Origin of the sequence: Thermodesulfatator autotrophicus (assembly GCF_001642325.1) — a bacterium.
Lineage (GTDB): Bacteria > Desulfobacterota > Thermodesulfobacteria > Thermodesulfobacteriales > Thermodesulfatatoraceae > Thermodesulfatator > Thermodesulfatator autotrophicus.
Window position 1 is genome coordinate 1 of sequence record NZ_LSFI01000044.1, and the last position, 25,602, is coordinate 25,602.

36 protein-coding genes and 3 pseudogenes are annotated in these 25,602 nt (G+C 34.0%); all 39 read right to left on the reverse strand.

Annotated features, from left to right (window positions below; genetic code table 11):
* A partial coding sequence (locus TH606_RS08995) for an AAA family ATPase (protein WP_157627900.1) occupies nt 1-246 on the reverse strand: 246 nt, incomplete at its 3' end.
* Between the two features lie 56 nt (nt 247-302).
* Nucleotides 303-785, reverse strand: a pseudogene (locus TH606_RS09000) (sugar phosphate nucleotidyltransferase); the annotation flags it as partial.
* Nucleotides 786-999: 214 nt separating this feature from the next.
* Nucleotides 1,000-1,416 (reverse strand): PIN domain-containing protein, encoded by a 417-nt coding sequence (locus TH606_RS09005; RefSeq protein ID WP_068543105.1) that lies wholly within the window; start codon nt 1,414-1,416, stop codon nt 1,000-1,002.
* A complete protein-coding gene (locus TH606_RS09010; protein WP_068543107.1) occupies nt 1,400-1,627 on the reverse strand; it encodes an AbrB/MazE/SpoVT family DNA-binding domain-containing protein in 228 nt (75 codons plus the stop codon). Before TH606_RS09010 ends, TH606_RS09005 begins: the two co-directional genes overlap by 17 nt.
* 156 nt (nt 1,628-1,783) lie before the next feature.
* Nucleotides 1,784-2,049: pseudogene (locus tag TH606_RS11405) on the reverse strand (sugar phosphate nucleotidyltransferase); the annotation flags it as partial.
* On the reverse strand, nt 2,046-2,501 hold the full coding sequence (locus TH606_RS09020; RefSeq protein WP_068543110.1) for a GDP-mannose mannosyl hydrolase: 456 nt from the start codon (nt 2,499-2,501) through the stop codon (nt 2,046-2,048). The pseudogene TH606_RS11405 and the gene TH606_RS09020, both read right to left, overlap by 4 nt.
* Nucleotides 2,491-3,693: a GDP-L-fucose synthase family protein gene (locus TH606_RS09025; protein WP_068543112.1), complete on the reverse strand. Its 1,203-nt coding sequence runs from the start codon at nt 3,691-3,693 to the stop codon at nt 2,491-2,493. The genes TH606_RS09020 and TH606_RS09025 overlap by 11 nt, the downstream gene beginning before the upstream one ends.
* Before the next feature lie 30 nt (nt 3,694-3,723).
* Complete coding sequence (locus tag TH606_RS12110; RefSeq protein WP_197460545.1) at nt 3,724-3,888, reverse strand: PIN domain-containing protein; 165 nt, start codon at nt 3,886-3,888, stop codon at nt 3,724-3,726.
* The gene (locus TH606_RS09030) at nt 3,872-4,174 is read right to left on the reverse strand and encodes a PIN domain-containing protein (RefSeq protein ID WP_068543114.1); all 303 of its coding nucleotides are present in this window, start codon (nt 4,172-4,174) and stop codon (nt 3,872-3,874) included. Before TH606_RS09030 ends, TH606_RS12110 begins: the two co-directional genes overlap by 17 nt.
* Complete coding sequence (locus TH606_RS09035; protein ID WP_068543116.1) at nt 4,171-4,407, reverse strand: hypothetical protein; 237 nt, start codon at nt 4,405-4,407, stop codon at nt 4,171-4,173. The genes TH606_RS09030 and TH606_RS09035 overlap by 4 nt, the downstream gene beginning before the upstream one ends.
* A 96-nt stretch (nt 4,408-4,503) precedes the next feature.
* Entirely contained in the window at nt 4,504-5,649 is a 1,146-nt protein-coding gene (gene gmd, locus TH606_RS09040; RefSeq protein WP_068543118.1) for a GDP-mannose 4,6-dehydratase, read from the reverse strand.
* A 263-nt stretch (nt 5,650-5,912) separates the two neighbouring features.
* Nucleotides 5,913-6,461, reverse strand: a complete 549-nt coding sequence (locus TH606_RS09045; RefSeq protein ID WP_197460546.1) for a D-glycero-alpha-D-manno-heptose-1,7-bisphosphate 7-phosphatase — start codon at nt 6,459-6,461, stop codon at nt 5,913-5,915.
* Nucleotides 6,448-7,155, reverse strand: coding sequence for a nucleotidyltransferase family protein (locus TH606_RS09050; protein ID WP_068543122.1), 708 nt, complete (start codon nt 7,153-7,155; stop codon nt 6,448-6,450). The genes TH606_RS09045 and TH606_RS09050 overlap by 14 nt, the downstream gene beginning before the upstream one ends.
* On the reverse strand, nt 7,148-7,723 hold the full coding sequence (locus TH606_RS09055; RefSeq protein ID WP_068543166.1) for a D-sedoheptulose-7-phosphate isomerase: 576 nt from the start codon (nt 7,721-7,723) through the stop codon (nt 7,148-7,150). Before TH606_RS09055 ends, TH606_RS09050 begins: the two co-directional genes overlap by 8 nt.
* Nucleotides 7,724-7,742: 19 nt before the next feature.
* A pseudogene (locus TH606_RS09060) lies at nt 7,743-8,759 on the reverse strand (GHMP family kinase ATP-binding protein).
* Nucleotides 8,760-8,779: 20 nt separating this feature from the next.
* Nucleotides 8,780-9,505: a WecB/TagA/CpsF family glycosyltransferase gene (locus TH606_RS09065; protein ID WP_068543124.1), complete on the reverse strand. Its 726-nt coding sequence runs from the start codon at nt 9,503-9,505 to the stop codon at nt 8,780-8,782.
* Nucleotides 9,506-9,513: 8 nt separating this feature from the next.
* Nucleotides 9,514-10,806 carry a hypothetical protein gene (locus TH606_RS09070; RefSeq protein WP_157627901.1) on the reverse strand — a complete coding sequence of 431 codons (1,293 nt, stop codon included), beginning with the start codon at nt 10,804-10,806 and terminating at the stop codon, nt 9,514-9,516.
* Nucleotides 10,807-10,931: 125 nt separating this feature from the next.
* On the reverse strand, nt 10,932-12,107 hold the full coding sequence (locus TH606_RS09075; RefSeq protein ID WP_231887773.1) for a glycosyltransferase family 2 protein: 1,176 nt from the start codon (nt 12,105-12,107) through the stop codon (nt 10,932-10,934).
* A complete protein-coding gene (locus TH606_RS09080) occupies nt 12,097-12,894 on the reverse strand; it encodes a hypothetical protein (RefSeq protein WP_068543129.1) in 798 nt (265 codons plus the stop codon). Before TH606_RS09080 ends, TH606_RS09075 begins: the two co-directional genes overlap by 11 nt.
* 24 nt (nt 12,895-12,918) lie before the next feature.
* Nucleotides 12,919-13,233 (reverse strand): hypothetical protein, encoded by a 315-nt coding sequence (locus TH606_RS09085; RefSeq protein WP_068543131.1) that lies wholly within the window; start codon nt 13,231-13,233, stop codon nt 12,919-12,921.
* A 536-nt stretch (nt 13,234-13,769) separates the two neighbouring features.
* Nucleotides 13,770-15,014: a glycosyltransferase family 4 protein gene (locus TH606_RS09090; protein WP_068543133.1), complete on the reverse strand. Its 1,245-nt coding sequence runs from the start codon at nt 15,012-15,014 to the stop codon at nt 13,770-13,772.
* Nucleotides 15,011-15,916 carry a class I SAM-dependent methyltransferase gene (locus tag TH606_RS09095; RefSeq protein ID WP_068543136.1) on the reverse strand — a complete coding sequence of 302 codons (906 nt, stop codon included), beginning with the start codon at nt 15,914-15,916 and terminating at the stop codon, nt 15,011-15,013. The genes TH606_RS09090 and TH606_RS09095 overlap by 4 nt, the downstream gene beginning before the upstream one ends.
* 8 nt (nt 15,917-15,924) lie before the next feature.
* Nucleotides 15,925-16,284, reverse strand: a complete 360-nt coding sequence (locus TH606_RS09100; protein ID WP_068543138.1) for a hypothetical protein — start codon at nt 16,282-16,284, stop codon at nt 15,925-15,927.
* 63 nt (nt 16,285-16,347) lie between these two features.
* Nucleotides 16,348-16,689: a hypothetical protein gene (locus tag TH606_RS09105; RefSeq protein WP_068543139.1), complete on the reverse strand. Its 342-nt coding sequence runs from the start codon at nt 16,687-16,689 to the stop codon at nt 16,348-16,350.
* 108 nt (nt 16,690-16,797) lie between these two features.
* Nucleotides 16,798-17,565, reverse strand: coding sequence for a sulfotransferase domain-containing protein (locus tag TH606_RS09110; protein ID WP_197460547.1), 768 nt, complete (start codon nt 17,563-17,565; stop codon nt 16,798-16,800).
* Between the two features lie 79 nt (nt 17,566-17,644).
* A complete protein-coding gene (locus tag TH606_RS09115) occupies nt 17,645-18,982 on the reverse strand; it encodes a flippase (RefSeq protein WP_068543142.1) in 1,338 nt (445 codons plus the stop codon).
* Nucleotides 18,972-19,244, reverse strand: coding sequence for a hypothetical protein (locus tag TH606_RS09120; RefSeq protein ID WP_068543145.1), 273 nt, complete (start codon nt 19,242-19,244; stop codon nt 18,972-18,974). The genes TH606_RS09115 and TH606_RS09120 overlap by 11 nt, the downstream gene beginning before the upstream one ends.
* Before the next feature lie 145 nt (nt 19,245-19,389).
* Nucleotides 19,390-19,755, reverse strand: coding sequence for a four helix bundle protein (locus TH606_RS11720; RefSeq protein WP_197460548.1), 366 nt, complete (start codon nt 19,753-19,755; stop codon nt 19,390-19,392).
* Nucleotides 19,756-19,851: 96 nt separating this feature from the next.
* Entirely contained in the window at nt 19,852-20,097 is a 246-nt protein-coding gene (locus tag TH606_RS09125; protein WP_068543147.1) for a type II toxin-antitoxin system HicA family toxin, read from the reverse strand.
* A complete protein-coding gene (locus tag TH606_RS09130; protein WP_068543149.1) occupies nt 20,090-20,308 on the reverse strand; it encodes a type II toxin-antitoxin system HicB family antitoxin in 219 nt (72 codons plus the stop codon). Before TH606_RS09130 ends, TH606_RS09125 begins: the two co-directional genes overlap by 8 nt.
* A gap of 282 nt (nt 20,309-20,590) precedes the next feature.
* The gene (locus tag TH606_RS09135; RefSeq protein WP_068543151.1) at nt 20,591-20,800 is read right to left on the reverse strand and encodes a hypothetical protein; all 210 of its coding nucleotides are present in this window, start codon (nt 20,798-20,800) and stop codon (nt 20,591-20,593) included.
* On the reverse strand, nt 20,797-21,573 hold the full coding sequence (locus tag TH606_RS09140) for a hypothetical protein (RefSeq protein WP_157627902.1): 777 nt from the start codon (nt 21,571-21,573) through the stop codon (nt 20,797-20,799). Before TH606_RS09140 ends, TH606_RS09135 begins: the two co-directional genes overlap by 4 nt.
* 433 nt (nt 21,574-22,006) lie before the next feature.
* Nucleotides 22,007-22,390: a HepT-like ribonuclease domain-containing protein gene (locus TH606_RS09145; protein WP_068543155.1), complete on the reverse strand. Its 384-nt coding sequence runs from the start codon at nt 22,388-22,390 to the stop codon at nt 22,007-22,009.
* On the reverse strand, nt 22,383-22,673 hold the full coding sequence (locus TH606_RS09150; RefSeq protein ID WP_068543156.1) for a nucleotidyltransferase family protein: 291 nt from the start codon (nt 22,671-22,673) through the stop codon (nt 22,383-22,385). Before TH606_RS09150 ends, TH606_RS09145 begins: the two co-directional genes overlap by 8 nt.
* A 337-nt stretch (nt 22,674-23,010) precedes the next feature.
* Nucleotides 23,011-23,184: a PIN domain-containing protein gene (locus TH606_RS11545; protein WP_157627903.1), complete on the reverse strand. Its 174-nt coding sequence runs from the start codon at nt 23,182-23,184 to the stop codon at nt 23,011-23,013.
* Nucleotides 23,171-23,374: a hypothetical protein gene (locus TH606_RS09160; RefSeq protein WP_068543158.1), complete on the reverse strand. Its 204-nt coding sequence runs from the start codon at nt 23,372-23,374 to the stop codon at nt 23,171-23,173. Before TH606_RS09160 ends, TH606_RS11545 begins: the two co-directional genes overlap by 14 nt.
* A 221-nt stretch (nt 23,375-23,595) precedes the next feature.
* Complete coding sequence (locus TH606_RS09165; RefSeq protein WP_068543160.1) at nt 23,596-24,051, reverse strand: PIN domain-containing protein; 456 nt, start codon at nt 24,049-24,051, stop codon at nt 23,596-23,598.
* The gene (locus tag TH606_RS09170; protein WP_068543162.1) at nt 24,044-24,283 is read right to left on the reverse strand and encodes a hypothetical protein; all 240 of its coding nucleotides are present in this window, start codon (nt 24,281-24,283) and stop codon (nt 24,044-24,046) included. Before TH606_RS09170 ends, TH606_RS09165 begins: the two co-directional genes overlap by 8 nt.
* A 799-nt stretch (nt 24,284-25,082) precedes the next feature.
* Nucleotides 25,083-25,602: hypothetical protein (locus tag TH606_RS11725; RefSeq protein WP_197460549.1), on the reverse strand; the 520-nt coding region annotated here is incomplete at its 5' end.

Consider the following 25,602-nt stretch of genomic DNA (forward strand, 5'->3'; position numbering starts at 1 on the left):
ATACTTAACAGACCAATCCCAGTTGTTTTCAAGGTATAGGCCCTGAAAAAGCTCTCGTCTGGCAAGAAAAGCCTGCCGCAGGGTGTCAAGAAAAAGGGACTTTCCGAAACGCCTGGGACGGGAAAGAAAATAATATCCTCCTCCTTCCTCAACGAGTTTTTTCACAAAATAAGTTTTATCAACATAATAAAAGTTTTCTGTGCGTATCTTTTCAAAACTCTGGATGCCGACCGGAAGCTTTTTCATGAAGGTATTATAACAAAATTTCTTGAATGCGCGCCAGGCAAAATCCGCTTCGGATGAGGCTTCTCTTCAAGGGATATGACATTTCCATCTTCGTCGAACTCCACCACGCTGAACCTCTCCGGATCTTTGACGTAATACCCGAAAACATAGGCCCCGCCATTGTTTTCGATTTCGTGCCTTGCCTCACCCATGATTTTTACGAGATTATGTCCAAAAAAGATATTATCTCCCAGCATGTAGCAGATATTATCACCACCGATAAACTCCTCGGCTAAAACCAATCCTTCCGCAAGTCCATTAGGCCTTTCCTGAACCCGATATTGTATATTCATCCCCAAATGCGAACCATCACCGAATAGCTTTTGAAAATCGTCTAAATCACTAGGATTAACAATAAAAAGAACATCTCTAATGCCAAGAAGCATCACCAGAGACAGAGGATAATAAATCATGGGCTTGTTATATATAGGCAGGAAATGTTTATTAATAGCTAAGGTAACCGGATAAATCCTTGTTCCTGAACCACCGGCAAGAATTATGGCTTCACCTTTCTACCTCCATATCTGATGTTCTAAGTTCTATGCTCTACGTTTGTTGAGTTTATTGCGTTTTTTGGGTTATTGGGTTTGTAACCCCCAAACCCTTAAACCCATTAACTTTGAACATCGAACGTTGAGCTTCGAACCTCTACAACCTCTTTTGCCTCTGACCTTTCCGCCTTTAGACCTTAGCTCCCTCAACCACTCACTCTGTTTAAGCTTTCTTATAGGGCAATATTTCTTGATCTACTTCCTGCCCAAGTGCTTCATATTCGGGATCTTTATGGACCAGTATGGCGCCTTTTATCTTGGCCGCTGCTGCTATAATAGCATCTGCTAACGAAAGACGATGTAGTGCTTTAAACCTTCCTGCCGTAAGCAAAATAGGTTCGTCAAGATTCCATAGAAATTCAATATCTAAACTTTTCAAAAGCGCATATCTTCGATTGGCTATCTCCTCCCCTTTCTCTCGATAAGAAATGTAATAGATTTCTAATAGAACCATAAAAGGCATTAAAACCCGCCCGGTCTTAAGTATTTCCTCAACTCTATCCACCCCTTCTTCCTCTTCCATGTAGGCCAACCAGGCCGACGTATCGAGAAGAAAAAAAGGTCTATTCTCGGATCTCATCTCTTTTCCTTTCTCGGAGCACTTTCTTTCCCAGATTCTCTCCCTTTGCTATCCCCCTTAAAGCCTTTATGGGATCTTCAGGAAGAGGCACCACCCTAATGTTTTCTCCGGTGTCTATCCATAGCAAAGTAGTCCCCCTTTCTATCCTGTACTTTTTCCTGATAGGAGCGGGAATTACCGTTTGCCCTCTTTTTGTGACCGTACTTCTCATGGTACCCTCCGAGGCCCACAGATCGTTAGACCTTCAATATACAAGTCAATATTAAGAATCGCAAGGCAAAAATTTCAAAGATCATTCACAGATTGAAGAGACATTGTGAAATACTCCGGCGGCAAGCTTTCAATTTCGCGCCTGTCCCATATTTTTCAAAATCAATCCTTCCGCCAGCCCGTTGGGCATTTCCTGAATCTGATATTGTATGTTCATTCCCAGGTGAGAACCGTCTCCAAAAAGTTTCTGGAAATCATCTAGGTCCTCCGAATTTACGATAAACAATATCTCTCTAATGCCAAGAAGCATCACTAAAGACAAATCATGGGCTTGTTGTATATAGGCAAAAGATGTTTATTTATCGCCAACGTAACCGGATAAAGCCTGGTCCCCGATCCCCCGGCAAGTATTATGGCTTTCATTGTCCCCTCCTGAAGTAAGCTTTTGCATAAACATGCACATCTTTTCTGTTTAAAAGCTCCTCAATTCTCAGCCATAAATACTCGGAATGCTGAGAATTTAACAATGGCAGGCTGTCGGTAACCTTCAACTTGTAAGCTAGAACTACATAGTGAGTTGAAAACTCATCTCCAAAGAAGCTGTCCTTGTAAAAATGCTCATAGACTCCCCAAAAATTAGCAGATGCGGCATCTATCTCTTTTCCAAGCTCCTGAAAAGTTATACGTCTAAACGCCTCTTCAATAGTCTCATTTTTAAAGATTCTTCCCCCAGGAACAAACAAAAACCCTTTTGCCGGCGGATTTTTCCTTCTACCAACCAGAATCTTTCCTTCTCCATTCTCAACAATTAAATCTATCGAAACCAAAGGAGCATGGGCAACTATGCACTTAAAAGTTTCTTCATCAAGCCACATCACTCGTAACATACCACTTATACAACTTTTTTATTCCTTTCTTCAACGATACCTTATGTTTCCACCCCAACGAGTGAAGCTTTGAAATATCTGTTACTTTCCTTGGTGTTCCATCAGGCTTTGAACTATTAAAATATATTTCGCCTTTAAACCCTACTACATTTTTTATAAGATAAGCCAGTTCCTTTATAGATATCTCCTCACCCGTCCCGATATTTATATGGGTATTTCTAATCTTTTGGCCTTCTATTACATACGAGATAAGTGGAAAATCCGGCCTAAGATTTAATTCCGGATACATCATTTTTACGATATCTTTAAAATCTATTTCCTCCATTAGATAAACGCAGGCATCGGCCATATCTTCAGACCACAAAAACTCCCTTTTCGGCATTCCGCTTCCCCAGACCTCTACTTGCCCCTCTTTTATTCCATATTTTTCAAGAATTTTTAAAATAGTTTCCTTAGGAGCTGAACCATCAACACCCTCTATAGGCCGTCTATTAAAGTCCTGACTTATTTCCTCCCAGTTTTCTTCCTCAAGAGCTTTAGCAAGATGCATTTTTCTTAATAGAGCCGGAAGAACATGAGATTTTTCTAGATCAAAATTATCGTTGTAGCCATAAAGATTAGTAGGCATAACCGAAATAAAATTCGTTCCATACTGCAAGTTATAGCTTTCACACATTTTCATGCCAGCAATTTTGGCTATGGCATAAGGCTCGTTTGTGTATTCAAGCTCTCCGGTCAAAAGATATTCTTCCTTCATGGGCTGTGGACAATCTCTTGGATATATACAGGTGCTTCCCAAAAATAAGAGTTTTTTTACACCGCTGAGATAGCTTTGATGTATTACATTGTTTTGAATTTGAAGATTCTGATAGATAAACTCAGCTCGGTAGACATTGTTTGCCCATATTCCACCAACTTTTGCCGCAGCTAAAAATACATACTCCGGTTTTTCTTTTTGAAAAAAATTTTTCACTTCACTCTGATTTGTTAGATCAATTCTTACAAATCTAAGATATCCATTTTTAATTTGCTCTTCATAGTCTGAATATAAAGATTTCGGATTTTTAGAAAAGCAAGAACCTATTATATTCTCATAACCTCTTTCAAGGAGCTTCCTTACTATCGCACTCCCAACAAGCCCACTTGCACCAGCCACAAAGATTTTACTATTTTTTTGCATTGTTTTATTCCTCAAATTACAAGAAATTGATTAAACTTTTGCTACTATATTTAATAATTCATGAGTAGTAATAACTAGCTCTTTTCTGCCATTGACAATAAGATATTCTCTCAACCTTTTGTCTCCGGTCCATAATTTAGCATGAAGAGCCAAAGACAAAGAAACAAAGAATGAATCCTTAATATCTATATTCAATATCTATATTCTTGGTTAAATCATAACCTAATTTTCTAAATCCATAAGGAATTTGAGATTCGTCAATCACTTTGATGTCTTCAAAAATAATCTGAAAAAGTTCTATTACTTCGTCTTCTTGCAAATGAGTATATTTCAATATTTTTTCTTTATATTTAAATAGTTCTATGAATACGATTTTGGGAGTAAAAAATTGGAAGGATGAACTTTTTAGAATAAGCAATTCCTTACTTTCTTTCCTAAGAAGCGCAGAGAATATTATATTGGTATCTACAACTAATTTCATAAATTTCCCTTTGTTTCTTCAAGCCATTCTTTTACTTTAGCCCTCAAGATGTCGTCAAAATCTTTTAATAATTCATCAAAAGACCTTTCATCAAGTTCAATTTTTTCTTTCAATTTTTCAGCCTTAAAAAGACTAAACAAATTAGCTAGTTCTTTATTACTAATAATTTTCACAAACGGAACCTTTAAAATTAAATAGTCATTCTCTAAATAGATATTTACTTCACCCATCATAAATACCCCTATAGTCTTTTATGTGATTTTATTACAAATAATATATGATGCTTTAAACATATGACGCGTAACGGAGAGCAAATAAATTCTCATCTTTCACTCCTCGCTACCTCTTACTCTATATCCTCCATTTTTGAGATACAGTTCCCTTTTGGCCAGCTCAAGGTCTGCGAAAACCATATCCCTTATGAGATCTTCAAAGGTGTGCTTCGGCTTCCAACCAAGTTTTTCCCTAGCCTTCGTGGCATCGCCTATGAGGATATCCACTTCCGTAGGCCGGAAGTACCGAGGATCAACCTCTATCACCACATCTCCTTCCTTAACTCCACAACTAACTCCTACTCCCTCTAGCCCCTCTACAACATCTTTCACCTTCTTCACCACTCCCTTTTCCTCCACCCCCTCTCCCTGCCACTCGATCTCTATGCCTAAAAGTTTGAAGGCTTTTTCGGCAAATTCTCTTACGGAATGGGTTTCCCCGGTGGCCAAAACATAATCATCCGGTTCGGGCTGCTGGAGTATAAGCCACATGCCTTCTACATAATCCCTGGCGTGGCCCCAGTCTCTCTTAGCGTTGAGGTTTCCGAGGTAAAGCCTCTTTTGCAAACCAAGCCTTATTCTCGCTGCCGCCCGGGTAATCTTTCTGGTAACAAAGGTTTCGCCTCTAATAGGGGATTCGTGATTAAAGAGGATACCATTGCAAGCAAAAATTCCGTAGGCCTCCCGGTAGTTCACGGTGATCCAGTAGGCATAAAGTTTAGCTGCGGCATACGGGCTTCTGGGGTAAAAAGGCGTCTTTTCGTTCTGAGGGATCTCCTGCACCTTGCCATAAAGCTCGGAGGTGGAGGCCTGATAAAACTTGACCCTGTCTTCCATTTTCAAAATTCTTATGGCTTCAAGCAGACGCAAAGTCCCCAGGGCATCGGCATTAGCTGTGTATTCTGGAGTTTCAAAAGAAACCTTTACGTGAGACTGCGCGGCGAGATTGTAAATTTCACCAGGTTGTACTTCCTGAATGATTCTGATCAAATTCGTAGAATCCGTCATATCGCCATAATGTAAAAAGAAATTTACATCTTCCTCATGCGGGTCCTTATAGAGATGATCAACTCTATCGGTATTAAAAAGAGAAGCCCTTCTTTTTATTCCATGAACTTCATATCCTTTTTGCAACAGAAATTCTGCTAAATACGCTCCATCTTGTCCTGTAATTCCGGTAATCAGCGCAATTTTTTTAGCCATCTGTTAAGCTCCTGTAATCACTTAATCTGCCATCAAATTTTCTATAGGATTTTTATGGATTTTCATTTTTTATTCAAAATTTTCCCTAAAATAACATAAACAAAAATTAAAAAAGCAAAATAGATAGAGAAATAAATCCCTGAGCAAGAATAACACCGTGCACTATCCATACAAGATCGTTTCCTGAAGACTCCTCTTTCTTTTTTTCTTCCCACTTTTGCCGTGTTTTTTCATTAGCTTCCGCACCTGAAAGAATAAATATGTTAGCATTTTTTATATTTCTCCTTCAAAACTTTTGCAAAATCATTAAGAGATCCAAAATAAATAAAGCCTTTCTTTGATAAATTTGGATTATTGACAGCAATGCCGATCATTCCTACGTTTTTAGCAAACTCTATATCAGACAAAGAATCTCCTATCATTATAGATTTACTAAAATTAATTTCTGGATAATCTTTCTTTGCCATTAAGGCCATACCTATTCTAGGCTTTCTACAATTACAAACTTCTTTTTCATAATCGTGAGGACAATAATAAATTGTAGTGATTTTTATTCTATTAACTTTAAAAACTTCTAGCATTTTATTATGAATCTCTTTTAGATCATTATATGTCATTAATCCTCTTCCTATCCCTCTTTGATTTGTTACTATTATTATCTTTCCAAAAATATTGCCAAGAACTTTTAAAGCTTCAATAACCCCGGGCAAAAATTCAAACTGCTCCCAATTTCTAACATAATCATTCTCTATTTTCTTGTTTATAATACCGTCCCTATCTAAAAATAGGGTCCAGCTTTTATCTATATTCAAACTTTTTAAAATCTTCCTTTGCTCTTTCATAATCTTCAGGAATTCCTATATCAATAAAATATTTATTGAATTCCAATCCATAGAAATCATATATAGTATAGTATTTTTCAAGAAAATCTTTTTCAAAAGAAAATTTTTCTTTTAAGTCAAAAGACATAAAAAAATTTTTATTCAGTAAGTAAATGCCTCCATTTATCAATCCAGATTCATAATATCTTTTTTCTTCAAAACCAATTATTCTCTTATTTTCATCCAGCTTTACAACTCCATACCTATCAAATTGCTTCATTGGTTTAAGAGCAACCGAAAGCAAAGATTTTTTTTCCTTATGAAAAAGAAAAAGCTTATTTAAAGCTACCTCGAACAATGTATCACCATTCATAATAAAAACATTCTCTGAATCTATATAAGAAAGACTTTTTCTTATACCTCCTCCTGTTCCAAGTGGTTTACATTCCACAGAATAAACAAGTTCTATACCTAAAAAAGACTTCCCAAAGTAACCTTTTATTACTTCATACTTATATCCTACAGATAAAATTACCTTTTCTATTCCCTGTTTAGCTAAAAAAGTTAGTAAATACTCTAAAAAAGGTTTTCCATTTATATCTGCCATAGGTTTAGGAACATCTTTTACAACCTTTCTAAGCCTTGTCCCTAACCCACCTGCAAGAACTATAGCTTCTTTAACCATTAAAAAGCTCCTTTTCTACAATCTCACATATAATGTGACCAATCATTATATGAGCTTCCTGAATCCTTGGAGTATCTTTTGAAGGAACGTTAATTAAATACTTACAAACATCCTTCATTTTTCCACCGGTTTCTCCAGTCATTCCCACTGTTATCATTCCGATATTATTTGCAACTTCAATAGCTTTGATTACATTTTTAGAATTACCGGATGTAGAAATCCCTATCAGGATATCTCCCTTTCTACCCTTGGCTTTTACAAGTCTTGAATATACTTCGTCGTAAGAATAATCATTGGCTACTGCCGTTAAATAGGAAGTATTTACATGTAAAGCCTCTGCAAATAATGGTTCTCTGTCAAAGTAGAATCTTCCTGATAATTCAGCAGCGAGATGTTGGGCATCCGCAGCACTTCCTACGTTTCCACAAAACAGTACTTTTTTATCATTTTTAAAAGCCAGTACAATCTCTTCTGCTACTTTTAATATGGTCTCTAACAAAGTCTTGTTTTCAACAATCCGTTTCTTAACATCAATTGAGTTATTAATAGCAGAAATTATCTTCTCCATCGTTACCCCCTCCTTAAAATTAAACCCTCCATGTTTCAAGTTCATATTTAGTAAACTGGAACCTTCTGAATTCACCTCCAAACTTTTGTAAAGCTTCAATAACCTTGTATCTTGTATTTCCCGGGCAATAAAACATCATAAATCCCCCACCACCAGCACCTGAAATCTTTCCTCCTGTACTCCAGCCTTCTTAGCTGTTTCATAAATCTCATCTATAACTGAATTAGTAATACCTTCTGCCATTTGTTTCTTATATTGCCATCCAAAATCTAATATTTCTCCAATTTCATCAAGCTTTCCTCTTAAAATAGCTTCTTTCATCATTATTGCTTGCTCTTTAAGTTTATGCATTGCTTCTATAGACTTTTCTCTCTTACCACTTACATTTTTCACTTGATCTTCAATAATCTTAGACGACAGTCTACTTGTTCCTGTATAATAAAGCAAAAGATTGAACTGAAGCTCATTTATAACTTCTGGCTTAATCCTTAGTGGATTTACTATCACTTTATCATTATCATAAAACTCCATAAAGTTAAAACCACCAAAAATAGCTGCGTACTGATCCTGCTTCCCTCCCGCCATACTTAGATCTTTTCTTTCTATCTCAAAAGCTAAATGCGCTATATCATATTCCCCCAACGGAAGCTTGAGCCACTCTGCAAAAGCTCCTATAATAGCTACAACTAAGGTAGATGAACTCCCAAGTCCTGATCCAGGAGGAGCGTCAACATAAGTAGAGAGATCAAAAGATAAAGGCCTCTTTGAAAAATCCTTAACAATTCTGTTATAAACACCTTTTAACAAATCAAGCTGACCATTTACATTTAATCTTTCTTTAGCTTCACATTCTATCCTTTCTTTTCTATCAATGGAGTTAAACACGATCTTTCCGTTGTTTCTCTATTGTTGCATAGGCATACATGGTAATAGTTGCATTAAGTATCGCACCACCGTAAATGTCGGAATATGGACTTACATCTATGCCGCCGCCAGCAAGTCCAAGCCTTAAAGGTGCACGAGAGCGAATAATCATTATGCTCCCCCCTTTGTTTTTTATAAAAAAGCATACTTAAAGAATTTGAAATTTCTAAGAAATCTCCTAAACCTTTTTGGATTTTGATATAGTCTCCATATACTTTCTAGCCCTATTTTTTGAACGAACTTAGGAGCTCTTTTTTCTATACCTGCTACAAGCTCGAAAGTTCCTCCCACACCTATTGCTAATCTGATTCCTATTTCTTCCAATAAAGTTCTATTATCTTCTATCCAATACTCCTGCTTAGGAGCACCAAAAGCTACAAATAGAACCTCAGGAGAAAAGTCTTTTAAGATTTTCAAAATCTTTTCATTATGTTGCTTTGAAAAAGGATAGGGAGAGTATGGAGGAGAGTAACCGCTTATAATAAGTCCTGGGAAAAGTTCTCTTAACCGTTGTTGAGATATTTTATTGGAAGTTTCTAATCCTCCCAAAAGAAAAACTTTTAGCCCTAATTGGGATGCTTTTTTACATATATCAAATATCAAATCTGAACCTGAAATTTTTTCTATTTTCGATTTAGGATTTCTCAATTTTAAAAAGAAATATGGTATCTGCCCATCCACAGTTGATATATTTTTGTTCAAAATTCTTCTAAATCTTTCAGTCTCATTAGCTAATACTATAAATTCTGCATTTACGGTAGTAATTATATTAAAACCCTTCTTATTCTCTAAAAGAGAAAGAATAAAATCCTTTTTTAATCCTTTGAATAATATGTTAAAAGCTTTGATATAATTCATATTTTACTTTATGTTGTTTTATTATAAATTTCTTTATAGTAAACACTTATCGTAATTATAAGGAAAAACATACTCCAAATACTACTATTTATTAAGTCCTCCTGTAAAAAGCTTAAAACATAAAGAGATAGAAGCAAAGATACCATCATATTACTACATTTGTTATTTTCTTTTAACAAAATTCTCCATAAACTAAAGAAATAAAAACTATATAAACAAAAACCTATTAATCCTAAATTCGTAAGTACTACTCCTACACCACTTTCAGCTCCTGCTTTTATCCAATTTCCACTAGTAGTATAAATAACTGCTAAATTTCCTCCAAATCCTAAGCCTTTTCCTAACAAAGTTTCCAAAATAGAAGAATCACTAAGAAAATATAAAGCATTTATAAGACCTAATACATGAACAGTATTACTACCGGGAAAATAAAAACTAGCAATTATTAGTAAAAAAAGGATAATTAAAATATATACAATATAAAAAGAAAATCTTCTTATATAATTCAATTTGACCAAAAAATATGTCACAAAATAAATAACCAATAAACATAAAGCACCTTTACAGAGGGTAAAAACTAAGGAGCTTAATAAGAAAAGAGAAAAATAAATTTTAAAGATTTTAGGCTTTAATTTTGTATGAAATATTAAAATAAAAAATAATGCAAGAAAATATCCATTTTTTATTGCATCAGGGAAAATACCCAAAAATCTAAGATAACAATTGTTTCCTATAATAGAAAACCAAGATGGATGATAAAGTCCTTCAAAAGGATGTCCTTTGTGTTTAATAGCTAATACATATTTAGGATGAAAAATTTCCTGTAATTGTAAAAAATAAAATCCATATATTAAATCAATAATATAGACAACTAACATAACTACAAAAACGATTCTTAAAATAAGAATACTGTCATTTTTTTTAAAGTACTCATATTTCCCCTTGAATCGGTATTTAGCAGTAAAATGCAAGACTATTAAAAATAGAAAAACAGGAAAAAAAGAATTTAATAAATATATGATACCTCCTATTTTGTTTTCACTTCTTAAAAATTCTAAAATTAAATAAAAAATAGTCATAAAATATAATAAGTTTTTTTTAAAAATTTTTTTTGAAAAGAAAATTAAAAATAAAAAAAAACTAATTAATAAAGACCTGATTCCAACAGCATACAAAAGATTCTTATAATTTGATGTAAAATTTAAAATAAATCCATAAAAAGGGAAATAAAAAGCTAAATAAATAGTTGAAAATAAACTTATAATAAGCAAAAATAATCTTATATCTTTTAACCTAAACAAATAAAAACCAACTATACAACTCAAAATTAGGAGAAAAAAAATGAAAAGATTATAAAATACAACAAGAGCAGAACAAAAAAATATAAAAATTAGCAATATTAAAAAACAAACTGAATTTTTAAACATTACTTATTTTTTAACAACAAAAATTGAAGTTTTTTAAACATATAAGCTCCGAATCTTAACATAGCCAGAGATATTTTTCTTCTTGAGATAAAAAACTTCAAAAATTCTTTGTTCACTTGATCAAAATTTAGAGATGAAAAACCTTCACAATTATAAAAACAATATAAATACCTAAAATATTTAATTTTACTTACTCCTTCCTTAATTAATTCACAAAAATTAACATAATCAGATATAAAGGTATATTTAAGAGAATATTGTCTTTTTTTTATAAAATTAACATTATAAAATATGCCTTGATGGTAAACAGGAAGTTTATACATAAAATGTTGTCCTAAATTAGTAAAAAAAAACTTGTGAGGATATATTTTTTTACCATGTTGAGTTAAAACTCCGAAAAGAAAAGAATTTATATATTCTGAACAAGCTATAACTTTATTTACACAAAGTTCCAATCCGCCTAAATCAAGTATATAATCCCCAGCATTCATAAAATTTACCCATCTACCTAAAGTTAGTTTTATACCTTTATTCATTGCATCATAGATTCCCTTATCCTTTTCACTCACCCAGTAATCAATTCTATCCTCATACTTCTTAAGTATATCAATTGTCCCATCCGTAGAGCCGCCGTCTATGATAATATATTCTACATTGGGATAGGTTTGATTTATGACACTTTGAATTGTTTCTTCAAGATATTTTTCGCCGTTTAATACCACCGTAATAACGGTTATCAAAGGGAGATGAGTCTTTCCGTCCTCTTTTTTAAACTTTTTCAGCTCAAGATTCAATTCCTCCGGCGGTTCCACCTCAAAAAGCCTTCGCCCGCGGAAATCGCAAGTATACCACTTATAACCTCTACTCCCTCTACAACCTCTATCTACCTCTATAACCTCATAACTAAATTTAAAATACCCCCTCGTGCGAAGGCCTCCCTCGCCCTGCCTTCCCTCGCCCGGAGGGAGGAAAAGATAAGTGTCAAATTTCTCCTCCCCCTGCCTCGGAATCTTTGAATCCACAATCCCCAGCTCAGGAAGATTTATCTTGAACTTAACTTCTTCTCTTACCCTTCCCCTCCCATCAAGACAATCCTCCGGAAGCAGCTTATAAGCAAGCCTAGTGGTGCTGAAGTTCGAGTTTAGCTCTGTTAGAAAATTCATTTTAGCGAACATTTTTATCCTCGATGATAGCTAGATTCAACAAATTAGCATGGGAGCGATAATATATCGATGCCAGAAAAAAGAAAAATGTAAACAAAAGTGATCCCAAAATATCTTTTATAGACTTAAAATCAGAAGTTTTTAGAAAGAATAACTCCAAAAAACTAACAAAAAGGATAAGAATATAAGCAAAATTTAATATTTTATTGATTTTGAACCTGCGACATATTATCGTCATTATAAAGGCGATAATTGCAAAAATACACGGGACTAAAATATGAATAGTTGCTAAACTTACTGCCATTAATCCTGCAAAAAATCTACTCATAACAAAATGAACCTCTGATATTTCTATTATATTTTCCCTACCAATGGCATCAACAAAATCTTTATAACTAAGCCATTTATCTAAATAAGGAGATATCCTTTCCATTAAAAAAGTAATATCTTTATTATTGTTCAAATGATTTCTTATAAGAGGAAAAATAGGAGAATAACTAAAAAATAAATTTATAATCATTTCACCTAGGATACTAAAAATTTCGCCTATTACAAAACATAATATCAAAAATATTAAAATTAACAAAAAGCCAGGCAAAATTAATTCCATATTTTCAATTGTAAGAACTTGAATTCCATTTTGACTAAAATTTTTTAAAAAAATATTAATATAATTATCATTAGTTGGAAAAATTTTTATTTTGGAAAAAGCGACTAAAGTAACAAAAGATATACCTACCGCTATTGGCATAAATAATCTATAAAATGATAATTTGATTAACTCTACTAATTCTTTCATATCATTTCCTAACCTTCATAATCTCTAAACTACCTTCCTTATCGTATGCCACAAAAGCCGGCTCTGATGTCTCACCGTCCCTTCTACTGGGTTGTAAAACAGCACATTTTCTTCTACCCAAAAAAGTAGTTTGTCAAAATCCTCTTCCACTATGCTCTTACCTATCTCCCAACCATCTTTAAAATTTAAAAGAAATCTCCAAATTTCCTTGCCATCCTCTTTCTTCCTGAGCTTTTTAAGCCTGATCCACTCAAGCCTTGCTTTTTCATCCTTGAGCATCCCTGAAAGAGCCTCCCTCTCCTCTTCACCTCGCTTTTTCCTCTCAAAAAGCTTTATCATATCACCCTCAATAAAAATAAAAATCTCTTCAAAATAAAAAGTCCTATACCCCTTAAATCCATACGTTTATCAAAAAAACGCATGAATCTCTTGTAGAGGCTTTCATTTTTAGCCCAATAAAGGAGGGAATCAGCTATACGCTGAAGATTTGATGTGCCTTCCAAAATCATTCCATAAATGAGAATGGTCAATGTTAGGAGGTTGTGAGGACTAAAATAGCAAAATTCATTTACATATAAAGACAGGCCGATATCATCTCTTTAACTTTCTTGAAACCCGGCATCGAAAACTTTCTCATTCTCAACCTCCTTGTTTTGCTTGACAAAGCAACTAACATATCAGAAACGATTTGTCAAGAGAAAAAGAACTTTTGCTTAATTTTAAGAGAAGATATTTTCTCTCACCTTACGAAATAAATTTCTCACTAAATATCTGTCCAGCAGTATGCAATAGACGAAACTTGATCGCAAGTTAGCTTTTCCTCACTAAGCAAATCTAACAATCTGCTTATTATAGTTGACATTTTAATCTCTTTTTCATGGTTTATTTAGGATTTCCTTGTATAAGTTAATGTATTTCTGAGCTACAATTTTACTATCAAAATTTTTAACAACTTTTTCCCTGGCGTTTTGCCTAAGGCTTTTATAGTCAGCATTATTTAAAATCCATTCTATTCCAGAAGCTAAACCTTCTATATCAAAAGGCTTAGCCAGATAACCATTTACTTTATGTTCTATCATATCCGAATTGCCACCTACATCAAAAGCTACCACCGGGGTACCACAACTTAGGGATTCCATAATTGTATTAGATAAATTTTCCTGCAAACTTGGAACTACCATAACATCAACTGCATTATACAAAGTCACTAAACTAATATCATCGTATAAGTGCCCTACATAATGAGTTTCAAATTTAAAATCAGGGGCATTTTGTGGTTTACTACTACCAAATACTACAAACTCTATATCTTTTAAATTTAACATTTTTAAAGCTTCACTTAATTCTTTAAAGCCTTTATTTATATCACTTGTCGCACTCATTGCACCAAATAGAATTAATTTTTTATTTTTTGGTAAATTCCAAAGTTCTCTTGACTCTTCTTTATCAAAAGGTTTAAAAGTATTTGTGTCTATTGGATTGGGTAAATTTATATGCCTTTTATCTTTCAGTAAACTACTTTGTTGTGAAACATTCATTATCCATCTGCTTAATCCGTTTATTATTAAATTATCCATTTTAGAAAAAGTTTTTTGTTTTCTATTCCATACCCATCTACTTAAATCATTCTCTTTATTACTTCCTAGTCTTGGACAACTTCCGCACTTATCTTTATATTTTTCACAATCCCACTTAATATGACATCCACCAGTAAATGCCCAATTATCATGTAAACTCCAAACGATTGGCTTTTTGATCTTACATAAATCTTCTATTTTTATCATTCCACCACAAATCCAGTGAAGATGAACAATGTCTGGATTTATATCTTCTATTTTTTTAAGTATATTATTAAATCCAAACCAAGCCGGGGAAAAAAGAGTCTTTGTTCTATTTTTATAAAATTTTACTGGAATCTGATCTATTATAGGTCTTAATCTATTAAAAGCTTTTTGCATCTTATTATCAGCAATATCAATTACAGTATAATCATCGCTTATTTTTATCTGCACAAGCATACTACTATCGATTCCTTCAGCTAAAAGTGCCTTATGCAATCTATAAGCAGCCCTTGCTGCTCCTCCACTTATGTCTAATGTGTTTATATGTAAAATTTTCATTTCTTTTTAAACACTCCAATAACAGTATGACCATTAGGAAAAAATTCTTTTTTAAATCTGCCAATTAATATATTAGATAGAAACAATGAAAATTTGCTAATAAGCTTTCTTTTTATAGTTAAATCAAGTAGTTTAGGTGTTAATAATAAACTTTGAATTAAAGTACTTATATACCATTTTTTGTGAATTTCAGAGACGTATTCGTGACAAATTTCGACTATATCTAAATTAAATATTGTTGACAAATATTCTAAAGTAATATTACTCCACCTTGTAACATGATGAGGAGGCATATTTAATATGTTATTTGTAGCATACTTTAAAAACGAATCTTCACTAGGTACAGAAATAATTAATAAACCGTCTTTCTTTAAAACTTTTATAGAAGCTGCCAAAAAACTTTTAGGATTTGGGACATGTTCAAGTACTTGAAAACAGCAAACAACATCATAGAAATCGCTTTTTTGTTTTGCATGTTCTTCAATAGTCTCATTTTCAATTTTAATTCCCTCTTTGCTGGCTAATTCTTGAGCTTTTTTACTAGTATCTAAACCAATGTACTTATTTGTAGATATTTTTTTAGCAAATAACCCTCTACCAGCTCCAATCTCTAAAACATAATCTTCTTTTTTTATAAACTTCTTAGCGTAATCAAATTCATACTTGTCGCTTAAATAATACCAATCAAATTTTTGCAAACAATTATAAAACTTTTCATCACCTGAAACCACTGGAAAGTAAAATTTTAATTTACAATTATTACACAAATAATATTTTAAATCATCGTTAATTAAATAAGAAAAGTCCTCTCCTGTCAATTTCTTATACAAAATAAGCAAATCCTTCTTTTTTATTTCTTCCAAAAAAGTTAAATCACTGCTACCACATAAAAGACATTCCATTTTGCCCCTCACGGGTTGCATCTTTGACATAAACTATTATTAGAATATCCATATAACCTCCCAACCTGATCAACAAAATCTTGCATTGAACCAAACGCGTATATTATTTCTTCTCTCCTAAACATACCTACCCAAAAACCATTTTCAGTCGCATCTGCGTACCCAGAAATCAAATTTGGTCTATCCGGGCAAATTGGTCTGTGAGCAACAACTCCTGCGTTAGGATAGTTGACATAAATTTTGATAAACTCATCATTAGGATTTGAACTGTTCATAAGATCAGCTATGCCATAAATATGGATATTATGACCATTTAAAAACTGTATTAGTTGTGAAATATTCTGATGAAAAACTGGCGTTAAAGGCATAACCCACCTCCTCTTTTCAAATGAAAGTTTCATCTTTCAACATCCAAATTCTCAAAAAGCGCTTTATCTAGGACGATGATTATTAGGATATGTTATATCATTTCTGCTTATTACATTAATATATTCCCCGTAATTTAAATGATGAAAATCAGCCATAATAATAGCTATTGCAAGTGCTTCTTGATAAGAAGAAATTGGTCCATACCAAAAACCATTATCTGTTTTTTCAAATATTTCAGCTCTATTTTGAGGATAATTAGTCGGAATATTAGGAGATGAGCCACTGTGGATACTTACATATTTATTGGTAAAATTGCAATAAAGGAAATAAGGAGGATTATTTTGATGATTTAAAAAACTTAACGTATCTTGCAAACTTTGATTAAAAGTGTGATGGTTAGCCATAATTACCCTCCCTTTTTATATTTATATACATTTTTAATTTTCCTCCAAACCCTCTTCCACAAAGGCGTTTTTAAAGATTTAAAAAACTCCTCTAAGCTCTTTCTGGCTTCAGGGTGTTCCTCTATCCTTAACCAATTCCGGATAAAAAAACTCTATTATTTCCTTTGTTTCTTGTAATATGTACTCCCCAACTTCATCTGTCAAAAACTGTTCTTTCTTAATTTTCCCACGTTTTCCTACAAAACTCATAGAGTAATTAGGATTGTACTTTCTATAATGCTCTTCAGAAGCTCGCATTTTTTCCATCTTACTCCTTTCTACACTCTCTTCAATAATTTCCTTTTCAACATTCACTCCTAAATTCTTGTATAATTCGGAAATCTCATGCACAGGATTCTTTAACAAGTCTTCATATTTTATAAAGTGAATCCTTTGAGCATCTACTTTTCTATACCACCAACTTAACACATGACGCTTCCAAGCCTTTATACCTTTTTCGCTTTTTACAAATTTTTTAAAATTTTTATAGCTCTCTCCCATATGCAGCAGAAAATTATAATAACTAACCATTACATCAAACGGATTTCTTATTAAATAGATTACAAAGTAATAAAATGGATTATATTCAGCATGCGATTTAATAAATGTTCTATTTAAAAACCTATTAATATTAGCTCCTCTTAATTGATGAACATCTGGCAAATATTTATGATGATTATAAAAGCTAATAAATTCCCTTTTTTTGCCAGCTAATTGTAGCTCGATATTACCCAAAATATGCTGTAACCATGTAATACCACTTTTAGGAAACTCAACAATATAAATATCATCATGCATAGGATTATCAGGTAAATATTGTTTATGTTTTTGACGCATAATATGTTCTCTAAAATTTTTACTAATACTTTTGGCGAACTTTAACATTCTATATTTCCTTAACATATTTTATTAAAATTTAAAAAGGATCTTTATACTTCTTTATATTCCAATTAAATAAAGCCTTAGTGAGCAAAATAAAGTTAGGAATCGTTTTTTTAGATATTAAATTACCAAAATATGTAGCTATAGAATATGATATTAATGTTGCCAACGCAGCCCCAGCTATTCCCCAGCGAGGAATCGTATATAAATTCAGCAAAACATTTGCTAAAGCGCCCAATCCTAACCTCAAGCTTGCCAAGTATTGAAGATTTTCTGCAATATACCATTGCCACGAAGCGTTATTCATGTAAACAAATATATTTGACCAAACATAAATACCCAATATCTTAGAAGCTTTGAAATAAGCCTCGCCGTACAAAAGAGAAATTAATTCATCTCGAGTAAAAAAAACAAGTACCGCTATAATAAAGGCAATAAAAATCAAAAATTGATACAAAGATTGTAGTCTATCATAATATAATTTTACACTAATTTTTTTTGCTTTAATAACAGAAGGCATCAAAGATTTTGTTATTATTACAGGAATAAATAAAAAAACTTCCGTTAACCTCACTGCTGCTGCATATTGCCCAACTGACCAATCACCAAGCATGTTTTTTATCATCACCTGATCTATGCGCATATAAATCATTATAACAATTCCCGAAAAAACAAGAGGCCAGCTGTCTTTAAGCAGAGACTTGGCAACCTCAAAATTAAACTTCCACTTAGTAAAAGCTCCAGATCCATACTTACTATAAAAAAACATATATCCAATAGCGGCAATGAATGTATCGCACACCGCTACGACAGCAAAGGCTATAAGAGGAGCCTTTATAATAAGCAAAACTACCTTTATCAGAGAAGAAGTCAAAAACGAAATGGTATTCGCCAAAACCGCAAACTTTGAAAGAACCTTTGATTGAAAGTAAAGATCTATCACATTGAAGCTCTGGAAAATCAGACCACTGGCAATAATAAAAATCAAAAGATTGGTAAAAGCATCGTTCTTGGTAAACCGCACTGCCACCGCAAGCACCAGAAAAACCAGAAAAGCCCCCAAAAGTTTCAGAACAAAAGATGTTCCAAGAAGCACATCCCTCTTACTCTCATCCTTCACCAGCTCCCGCACCACAATCCCATCAAGCCCAAGGGTAGCAATGGCACTAAAAAGCCCCACGAAAGCCTGCGCATACGAGAGAAGCCCGAACCTCTCTGGCCCCAGATACCTCGCCACCCACACCCCCACAAAAAGCCCCACCACCATCCGCAGGATCTTTTCCGCAAAAAGCCAGGCGGTGTTGGCAAAGTAGCGCCGAAAACCGGGGTGATTCCATACCTTGGAAAATTTAATTGTAAGGCTAGTAATCATAGGGTTTCATAGTCCTCAAAAGCGCTGTGTCCATCCCCAGCCTGCCGATCACAGAAGTTATTTGCAAAACCGTAAATGAGAGAGCGAAAATCTCCCAGGCCTTGGCCCCCAGAGTTCTCGTAACAAGCAAGGTAAAAAGATAACCAGCCCCGATGCCAACAATTCTTAAGGTTAAAGCCGTTCCCGAGCCCTTTACCAGCTCGGCGAAGTGGGCATCAGAGTTAAGCTTGGCTTGAAATTTGGCCGTAAGTCTTGTAACCATTAAATGTTCAATGTTCAAGGTTCAAGGTTCAAGGTCCGATGTTCAAAGTTCAAAGTTCTAGGTTCTAGGTTCAATGTTCAAGGTTCTATGTTCTAGGTTCTAAGTTCGACGTTCGATGTTCTAAAACGTTGAACTTTGCTTTAGATTATCTTTTTCTGTTTGAATTTTTCAAATAACGGATAAAACCATTTATTAAGTTTGTTAACTTTAAACACCGTTCAGAAATTTTCTTAAACGCCTTATCATCTATATAGCCAATATCTAATGCTGCATAACTTAGACTTTTTACTTCCGAAACAGATCCCCTGGCAATTATCAAAAACTGGATGAACTCTTTATTACTTCCTCTATCAAACCCTTCTGCTATGTTTGACATTACTGAAATAGCTGCCCTCTGAATTTGATCTCGAAAACCATAATCTTTCATACCTCTAAATTCTTGATATATTTCTTTAACTAAGATTCGTGCTTCTTTCCATGCCTCGATGTCTTCGAATCTTTGGATTATCATGTTCCTATACGTTCAATGTTCAATGTTCAATGTTCTATGTTCTATGTTTGGGTTTTAACCCTCAACTCTATAACCCTTTAACCCTCAATCGTTCTACTATTTATCTTTAAATTTTTCAACTACATCAAGGAAATCTCCTAGCGTCATTTTTAAATCTTCTCTAACAATTTTTCTCAGTAACCCTTTAGGAATATCTCTCCCCTTATGAACCGGCACAGTAGTAACCCTACCATCTTCATGTCTCAACCTGACATGCGAACCTTTTTGCCTTATTCTTTCAAAGCCAAGAGTTTCTAAGAGTTTGATTAGCTCCTCTCCTTTAAATACAGGCAAGTTAGCCATAAGCAACCTCTAATTCTCTAAAACCAATAAACACATTAAGGCTTTCAATACCTTCTTCTTCTAAGCACATTTCAATAACTTCTTTTATATTTTCTATTGCCTCATCAATTGTTTTACCGTAAGAGTGACATCCCTTAAAAACTGGACAGCTTACTATATAATATCCATCCTCGTCTTGCTCAATAATGATGGGTAAATGAAGTTTCTTCATTAGTAGACCTCCCCTCAATATTTTCAAATGTTGAAAATTACTATTTTTAGGTTCAAGGTTCGATGTTCAAGGTTCAAGGTTCTAGGTTCAATGTTCAATGTTCAATGTTCAATGTTCTATGTTCTATGTTCTATGTTCTATGTTCTAGGTTCTAGGTTCTAGGTTCTAGGTTCTAGGTTCTAGGTTCTAGGTTTATGAGTTTGTGAGTTTATTGAGTTTGTTGGGTTTTAACCCTCAACCCTCAACCCTCTAACCCATTAACCCTCTAACCCATTAACCCCTTTATCCTTCAGTACTGCCAAAAACTTCATTAAAAAATTTATCTTTATCAAGCATTTTTTGCCATTCCCTATGACGCTTCACGCTTTCAATTCTTTTCTTTCTTGGCAGATTTAAAAATCTAATAGTTTTTACAGGACCTAAAGTATCTATTAATACTTTTATAGATTTTCTAATTAACGTATCTTCATCCATGTATCTCTCAGCTTTCATTGCAAATCCTCCTTTATACAAAAATCCACAGGATTACCACACCAAACTTTTATTTTATATCTTCTACATTTATTGATAAGCTTTCTATCGCATGAAACAAATTCAGCTCCTGCCATCTCTGCTCCGCCACCTCTTCCATAAATCTCTATCACATCCTCCGCCTTGCTATTCATATCTAATGTCACTAATGCTAAACAATCATCTCTCCTATCACTACAAGCAGATAACCTCTTTATTACTACCCTCCACCCATCCCTCCTAATCTCCCTCACCTCCCCTCTACCCATATCATTATAAATATCTACTACCCTCTTCCCATCACATACCTCATAATCCCTCTTAACCCTTAAAATATAGTTCCCAAACTTGCTACCTATATAATCCTCCCATCTCTCTCCTACAAATTCCCTGTCTCCTAATATCGTTACCTCTATCTCACCACTCTCTATATCTCCCCTCAATATTTCGTAAACCTCCTCCAATAAAAGCTTGCGCTCCTCTATAGATGAATTCCCTTTACCATCTAAATCTATTACCTGTATCGGAAATCCTATATTCCACTCCAGAGAATAGATCATCAAGGTGAGTAAATTGTTGATCTTCTTCCCTCGCTCCCATTCATGCCTGTCTATTATCAAATAAATCCTTACCTTCTTAGAACCAGAGGCTCCCTTCAATAAAAATAAAAATCTCTTCAAAAGAAAAAGTCCTATACCCCTTAAATCCATACGTTTATCAAAAAAAACGCATGAATCTCTTGTAGAGGCTTTCATTTTTAGCCCAATAAAGGAGGGAATCAGCTATACGCTGAAGATTTGATGTGCCTTCCAAAATCATTCCATAAATGAGAATGGTCAATGTTAGGAGGTTGTGAGGACTAAAATAGCAAAATTCATTTACATATAAAGACAGGCCGACACCATCTCTTTTACTTTCTTGAAACCCGGAATCGAAAACTTTCTCATTCTCAACCTCCTTGTTTTGTTTGACAAAACAACTAACATATTAGAAACAATTTGTCAAGAGAAAAAGAACTTTTGCTTAAATTTAAGAGAAGATATTTTCTCTCTTCCTTACGAAATAAATTTCTCACTAAATATCTGTCCAGTAGTATGACAACCTCTACAACCTTTAATTTCCTTCAATCACCTGCCCATCTTGCATGTCTTTCATGAGCCTTTTCTTGCATTACAAAAAATTTATATATTATTCATTTTCAATTTCTAAATCCTTTACCATTTTTTGTATAACTTTAAGCATTAAAGGTAAATGTTTTTGACATACATTAAAAACAATTTCTTCATCTATATCGAAATAATGATGCGCAATGATATCTCTCATCTTCTTCGCTTTATCCCATTCAACTTGAGGATATTTAATCAAAAATTTCCCCTCTGTAATCTTATCTATCTGCTTTAAACTTTCTCCTATAGCTATTAATTGCATACATATTGAATCCAGTTTCTCTAAACCTTCTTCACTTTCTACAAAATCATCTGGTTCGGTAATTTTAGAAAATCTTTTCAAAATAATGTTAATTGAGTTTTCTATCTGTCTTAAAATATCTAATACAATCCCTTTGTCATACATAAATAGCTTCTCTTTCAATTCTTTTTTTTAAAAATTTGTTTAAATTCTTTCTCAGCCTAATCAAATCAACTCTACAACCAAACAAGCGAGTAAGTTCTTCTTTAATGTCTAATAAAATAAAAGGATCTACATCCTTTATTTCCACAATTACATCTACATCGCTACTATCTTTTATGTCCCCTCTTGCTACAGATCCAAAAATTCCTAATCTAACAATTCCATATTTTTTTTCTAAAATAGGTTTGTATTCCCTTAATTTGTTCAAAATTTCTTCTCTTTTCATATGTCATCTATAATCTTTTTTGTAAAACAACTGTATTTTTCATTTTACTTCTAACTTTAAGCCTTTAAATCCCACCAGCCGAATTCACAATCCTTAACCTGCCCTCAATCACCTGCCCGTCCTGCATGTCTTCTGTGTAAAGAACTGAACAATTGCTTTCCAATGCTGAAGCCACTATAAGGCTATCCCAAAATGACAAATTATATCAAATTCTTGATGCATTAGCTTTCATATAAGTAGTCAAATCTAGACTTACTATATTTGTAATTTTTATTACATTTTCATGAATCAATCTCACAACTTTTTCATCTGGTAATTCAAACTTTCTAACAAGATTTCAATGGCATTCGTTAACTACTTGAATAGATATGAAAATTTGTTTCTGCTGTTTTAGTAATTTTTCAAGCACTAGCAAAGAAATTTCTTTTTTATTTTTATCAGCCTCTAATCCACTTTTTGTAAGCCCGTATATCCAAATATTTGTATCTACAAAAACTCTATCTTCTTTCATATATTTCTTCCCGTGCTGCAATTTTTGAATAAGATTTTACTTTTATAGGTTGATAGAAACCTTTAGGCAAAAGCCCTCTCTTTTTAATTTTATATTTTTTCAAAGGCATTTGATAAAACTCTAGCAATTCCTTCTTTGCCTCATTGGGTAAGATTTCAAGATCTAACTGTTCCTGGTTTAATTCTTCCATTTTCGATCCTCCTAATGTTAGGTTCTAAGTTCTAGGTGAATCGCCCCGGGTTTTGCTGAAGGCGCTATTGTGTGAGTCCCGCTGGTTTTCTAAAACCAATCGAACCGCCCGTTCCTTCGTTTCGTTGGAAAACTTTTTTGATTTATTAATACCTTATCCACCCACAGATTTATCTATCCGACAAACTCGGAGCGGTTCATTCTTTTCCCTTCTTACGATCTCTAACAAGAACTATCTCCTAGATCTTTAACTGTCACTAAATCTTCAAATTTTCTAAAATCTTTTAAATTTTCTGTACAAATAATCGGTATTTTATTTTCCAACATGGTAGCTATTATAACTACATCCCAAAATCTCACACCTATTACATCTTTCTCAGAACAAAGAGCAAGACATCTCCTTAAAATATCTTCTGTGACTGGAAGCACAATAAATAGCCCAGAAAACAACATTTCTTCAATTTCTTTCCTTGCCTCATCTGGACTTAAAGGGGCATTTATTCCCCCAAAATTTCTTGTAAGGGAAACATAAAACTCCCCAACAATCTGGGTTGAAATAAAGGCTTGATACGTATTTTTCTTGATTTTTTCAATCAGTTTGATTGCTTTTTTATGATTTTTTCTCGTTGTATCTATTGCAGATACAAGAACATTTGTATCTAAAAATATCTTATTCATAGAGATCTTCTCTTCTAAATTCCTTAATCCCTAAAGGTCTTGGTTTTGGCCACTGGGAAAGCTTCTTAGAAAGACCTAGTGTCTCCTGAAGCGATTTTCTAATCAATTCTGTAACTGTAATATTTCTCCGTTTTGCTTCTTCTACTAAAGCTATTTTTTCCTTTAAAGGAATCCGAATAGTGAGTGTAACCTTTGGATCTGTTGATTGGCTAATTTTTGCTCTTGCCTTCATCTTCTTCCTCCTCGGCAAATTGCACTTCTAGTATAATGCAATTCACCGAAAAATCAAATCCTCAGCCTTTGCCCCTTAGTCTTTCACCTTACAACTCACAGCTCTTTACTACTCTCACGGCTTTTAATCCACACTTCTTTAACACCAACTCCCGATAATTACGTTTAAGATCCCCCCAGGAGCATGTCCCGCACCAGATCCTCTAAAGTATGCCTAGACTTCCGGCCAAGTTTTTCCCTTGCCTTTGTAGCATCACCAATCAAAATATCTACCTCCGGCTGAAGCTACTATTAAGATTTCAATGGCATTCATTAAATACTTGCACAGATATATAAATCTTTACCTGATGTAATAGCGTAAAAATATATACTGAAATTATCCCAAATATCCTCAGAACAAAAGCAACCCCGGAATCCTTCACCAGCTCCGCAAAGTAGACATCAGAATGCAGCTTTTCCCGAAATTTGGCCGTAAGGGCGGTGAGCAGGGCTCAGCTTAGCAGTGAATGGTGGACGGTGAATTACGATTTATATTTTACCTTTCCCCTTCATTTTTACCGTTCACCCCTTTTAGACTCCTTTTCTGATATTTTATTAATGGGAGCATTTTTTACATTACAAAGCGTTATGTGAGGCGACTAAGTCGCCGTGGCGACTCTGATCCCTTCGCTCCTGCTCAGGATAAAGATTGCTTCGCTTCGCTCGCCATGACGGGTGGGGGCTCGCGATAACTGTTTTCAAAATCCTCCCACAGATTTTTATATTCGGCAAATCTGGGGCGGTTCAAACCCCTCAACCCATTAACCCTTATCCCTCTCAAGCAATATCTCCAGGCCTTTCTCATACACCCGGCTGTTCCCTGTTACCCTCAGCTCCAGCAGGTCGTAAAAAAGTATCTCCTTCTCCGCCCAGGACTGCAAAATCCTCCTCTTATCTATCTTTAGACCACTTATGTCAAAGTATCCTCTATTCACTATCTCCCTTGCTACCTCTAAAAAGAACTTCGTCTCCTCTTCCCCAAACTCTGCTAAATATTCATCTATCTCCGTATATGCCAACCACGCCTGCTCTTTTAAAAACCCCTCTAAATTCTCTCCCTTCCTCAAAATACTTATTGCTCTCAAAATATCTGCTATGCATCCCCCTAAATATTCCCATATAAGCTCTTCATATTCTTTAAATCCCTCCTGCTTCAGCCATTCCTTTACTTTTTCTCTATTCAGGTGGTCTATTTTTTTAAACTCCGATGTCTTCTTAAGCCTGGCATCATTGTATATCCTCTCTATAAAGACATAGTGTTTCGTCAACTGTGTCCGCAGG